Raw genomic sequence first — 4,217 nt, forward strand, 5'->3', positions numbered from 1 at the left:
ACCCCGCGCCGCACCCGGACCACCGACGTCGCCGCGACACGGGCGGCGCGCCGGACGACCCCGCCGAGCCCGACGCCGAGGTCGCGGAGAACACCCTCGGCGTGGTCCTGTCCGGGGTCGACACGGACGCGCTGCCCGACGATCTCGCCGCCGAGCTGGAGGACGCCTCGGATCGCGTCTCCATGGCCCGGCGCTTCTACAACGACGCCGTCCGTGACACCCGCAGTCTGCGGGAACAGGCCCCGGTCCGCCTCCTGCGACTGGCCGGCCGGGCCCCGATGCCGGGGTACGTCGAACTCGTCGACGCGCCGCCACCGCAGGCCTGACCAACCCCGGTGGGGCGGCGGTTGGGGCGCCGGGGTGAGGGAGACCTACACTGGACCCCTGTCACACGTCGTCTGAGCCAGGAAAGGCCTATTTCGTGAGCGACCCGCAGTCCAGCGAGAACACCACCGGAACCGCACGCGTCAAGCGAGGTATGGCCGAGATGCTCAAGGGCGGCGTCATCATGGACGTCGTCACCGCCGAGCAGGCGAAGATCGCCGAGGACGCCGGCGCCGTGGCCGTGATGGCCCTCGAGCGCGTCCCCGCCGACATCCGGGCACAGGGCGGCGTCGCCCGCATGAGCGACCCCGACCTCATCGACGGCATCATCGAGGCCGTCTCCATCCCCGTGATGGCCAAGGCCCGCATCGGGCACTTCGTCGAGGCGCAGATCCTCCAGGCCCTCGGCGTGGACTACGTCGACGAGTCCGAGGTCCTCACCCCGGCCGACTACGCCAACCACATCGACAAGTTCGGCTTCACCGTGCCGTTCGTCTGTGGCGCCACCAACCTCGGCGAGGCCCTGCGCCGCATCACCGAGGGCGCGGCGATGATCCGCTCCAAGGGCGAGGCCGGCACCGGTGACGTCTCCAACGCCACCACCCACATGCGCCAGATCCGGCAGCAGATCCGCACGCTGCAGAGCCTGCCGTCCGACGAGCTGTATGTGGCCGCCAAGGAGCTCCAGGCGCCGTACGAGCTGGTCAAGGAGGTCGCTGAGACCGGCAAGCTCCCCGTGGTCCTGTTCACCGCGGGCGGCATCGCCACCCCGGCCGACGCCGCGATGATGATGCAGCTCGGTGCCGAGGGCGTGTTCGTCGGTTCCGGCATCTTCAAGTCCGGCAACCCCTCCGAGCGGGCCAAGGCGATCGTCAAGGCGACGACCTTCCACGACGATCCGGAGATGCTCGCGACCATCTCCCGCGGCCTCGGCGAGGCCATGGTCGGCATCAACGTCGACGACATCCCCGAGCCCCACCGGCTCGCCGAGCGGGGCTGGTGACCCGCCGGTGGCGAAGATCGAGGACATCCTCGAGATCGAGCGGATAGACCGCGACCTCTTCCGGGGACCGGCCATCCGCACGCACCTGCAGCGGACCTTCGGCGGCCAGGTCGCCGGTCAGACCCTCGTCGCCGCGGTCCGGACCGTGGACTCCGACAAGCACGTCCACTCCCTGCACGGGTACTTCATCCGGCCGGGCATCCCCGACGTGCCGACCGTCTTCCAGGTCGACCGCCTCCGGGACGGTCGCAGCTTCGCCACCCGCCGTGTCACCGCCATCCAGGAGGGGGAGCCGATCTTCTCCATGTCGGCCTCCTTCCACCTGGTCGACCAGGAGGGCATCGAGCACCAGGACTCGATGCCCCGGGTCGTGGGGCCCGAGGAGATCGACGTCCCGACGATCGACGACCTCGACGAGGCCCACCGCATCTTCGCCGAGGAATGGGCCCAGTGGGACATCCGGATCGTCCCCCGGGACCGCCTGGAGACGAGTTCGGCGTTGGCCTCGCAGCAGCGGGTGTGGTTCCGGAGCGTCGACGCGCTGCCGGACGATCCGAACTTCCACGTGTGCACGCTCGCGTACATGTCGGACATGACGCTGTTGGGCTCGGCCAAGGTCCCGCACCCCGACGAGCCCACCCAGGACGCCTCGCTCGACCACGCCATGTGGTTCATGCGCCCCTTCCGGGCCGATGACTGGTTGCTGTACGACCAGACCTCGCCGTCGGCGTTCGGGGGGCGCGCCCTCACCCAGGGGCGGATCTTCGACCGCTCCGGCAGGCTCGTCGCTGCCGTCACCCAGGAGGGACTGTCCCGGCGCCTGCGCCCGGGTGCGCAGCCGTTCCCGGTGAGCACCACCGACGACCCGTCGAAGAAGTGAGCGCGGACGCCCCGACCGTCGGTGTCCTCGCCCTCCAGGGCGATGTCGCCGAACACGTCCGCCACCTCGAGTCCGTCGGCGCGCGGGCCGTGGCCGTCCGCCGGCGCTCCGAACTCGACGGCGTGGACGGACTCATCCTGCCCGGCGGGGAATCCACCGCGATGAGTCGGCTTCTGGACGTCTACGACATGTACGAACCGGTGGCCGAGAGGATCTCCGGCGGCATGCCGGTCTACGGCTCCTGCGCGGGCATGATCCTGCTGGCGTCGGTCGTCCTGGACACCCGGGCGGACGCCACCTGGTTCTCCGCGATCGACATGACCGTCCGTCGGAACGCCTTCGGACGGCAGGTCGACTCGTTCGAGGCCGACCTCGTCGTCGACGCCCTCGGCGCCGACCCGGTTCGGACCGTGTTCATCCGCGCACCCTGGGTCGAGACGGTGGGCCCCGACGTGGAGGTACTCGCCCGCGTCCGCGCCTCCGACGGCCACGATCACGTGGTCGCGGTGCGGCAGGGCAACGCCCTGGCGACCTCCTTCCACCCCGAGGTGACCGACGATGTGCGCGTTCACCGGTACTTCGTCGACATGGTGCGGCAGTCGACCTCGTAGACTGGCCAGTCAGCGACACATCGCACCGGGCGGCCAACCGAGGTCGGCCCGGACTGACACCCCCGGAGGGCGGAACATCCCATGTCAGGCCATTCCAAGTGGGCCACCACCAAGCACAAGAAGGCCGCGATCGACGCCAAGCGCGGCAAACTCTTCGCCAAGCTCGTCAAGAACATCGAGGTGGCGGCCCGTACGGGCGGCGGTGACCCAGCCGGCAACCCCACGCTCTACGACGCCATCCAGAAGGCCAAGAAGAACTCTGTCCCGGGCGACAACGTCGAGCGCGCGCGCAGACGTGGCGCCGGCGAGGAGGCGGGCGGCGCCGAGTGGGAGACCATCATGTACGAGGGGTACGGCCCGAACGGCGTGGCCCTGCTCATCGAGTGTCTGACCGACAACCGCAACCGCGCCGCAGGCGAGGTGCGCACGGCGATGACCCGCAACGGCGGCAACCTCGCCGACCCCGGTTCGGTGGCCTACCTGTTCACCCGCAAGGGCGAGATCGTGCTGGACAAGGGTGAGCTCGAGGAGGACGACGTCCTCATGGCCGTACTCGAGGCCGGGGCCGAGGAGGTCAACGACCTCGGCGAGCAGTTCGAGGTGGTCTGCGAACCCACCGACCTCGTCCGGGTGCGCACCGCGCTCCAGGAGGCCGGCATCGACTACGACTCGGCCGAGTCCGGGTTCCGCGCCTCGGTCGAGGTGACGGTCGACGCCGACGGCGCCACCAAGGTCTTCAAGCTCATCGACGCGCTCGAGGACTCCGACGACGTCCAGAACGTCTACTCGAACCTCGACGTGCCGGACGACGTGCTGGCGGCGCTCAACGCCTGACGGGCGGCCCACTGGTAGGGTCTCGAACGTAGGTTCTACCACTGGTCGGCGAAAGGTCGCTATGCGCGTGATGGGTGTGGACCCGGGACTGACCCGGTGCGGGCTCGCGCTGATCGAGACCGAGCCGGGTCGGGCCGTCACGGCGTTGGACGTGGACGTGGTGCGGACGACCGCCCAGGAACCACTCGAGAGGCGCCTGCGGGCGGTCCACGCCGTGGCGGACGAGTGGATGGAGATCCACCGCCCGGACGTGGTCGCCATCGAGCGGGTCTTCGCCCAGAACCAGGTCTCCACCGCCATGGGCACGGCCCAGGCCGCCGGCGTCGTGGCACTGGCCGCCGCCTATCGCGACATCCCGGTGGCCTTCCACACGCCCTCCGAGGTCAAGGCGGCCATCACCGGCAGCGGGCGCGCGGACAAGAAGCAGATGACCCTGATGATCACCCGGATCCTCGGCCTGCAGAAGCCCCCCAGCCCGGCGGACGCGGCCGACGCCCTCGCGCTCGCCGTGTGCCACAGCTGGCGGGCGCCCATGCAGGGCCGGGTCGCCGCGCTGGACGGCCAC

Annotated in this window: 6 protein-coding genes; all 6 read left to right on the forward strand. The window is 70.4% G+C overall.

The window, feature by feature from the left end:
* On the forward strand, positions 1-326 hold a 326-nt coding region (locus G6024_RS04275), incomplete at its 5' end, for a LemA family protein (RefSeq protein ID WP_235027752.1).
* Positions 327-421: 95 nt separating this feature from the next.
* The gene (pdxS, locus tag G6024_RS04280; RefSeq protein WP_067717857.1) at positions 422-1,327 is read left to right on the forward strand and encodes a pyridoxal 5'-phosphate synthase lyase subunit PdxS; all 906 of its coding nucleotides are present in this window, start codon (positions 422-424) and stop codon (positions 1,325-1,327) included.
* A 7-nt stretch (positions 1,328-1,334) separates the two neighbouring features.
* Positions 1,335-2,207, forward strand: a complete 873-nt coding sequence (locus G6024_RS04285) for an acyl-CoA thioesterase (protein ID WP_067717859.1) — start codon at positions 1,335-1,337, stop codon at positions 2,205-2,207.
* Positions 2,204-2,818 (forward strand): pyridoxal 5'-phosphate synthase glutaminase subunit PdxT, encoded by a 615-nt coding sequence (gene pdxT, locus G6024_RS04290; protein WP_067717862.1) that lies wholly within the window; start codon positions 2,204-2,206, stop codon positions 2,816-2,818. Before G6024_RS04285 ends, pdxT begins: the two co-directional genes overlap by 4 nt.
* 81 nt (positions 2,819-2,899) lie before the next feature.
* A complete protein-coding gene (locus G6024_RS04295; RefSeq protein WP_067717865.1) occupies positions 2,900-3,652 on the forward strand; it encodes a YebC/PmpR family DNA-binding transcriptional regulator in 753 nt (250 codons plus the stop codon).
* A 61-nt stretch (positions 3,653-3,713) separates the two neighbouring features.
* Positions 3,714-4,217 (forward strand): crossover junction endodeoxyribonuclease RuvC (gene ruvC / locus G6024_RS04300; protein WP_159148144.1); only part of this gene is annotated, 504 nt, incomplete at its 3' end.

It is taken from the genome of Dietzia maris (assembly GCF_014144855.1).
Classification (GTDB): domain Bacteria; phylum Actinomycetota; class Actinomycetes; order Mycobacteriales; family Mycobacteriaceae; genus Dietzia; species Dietzia kunjamensis.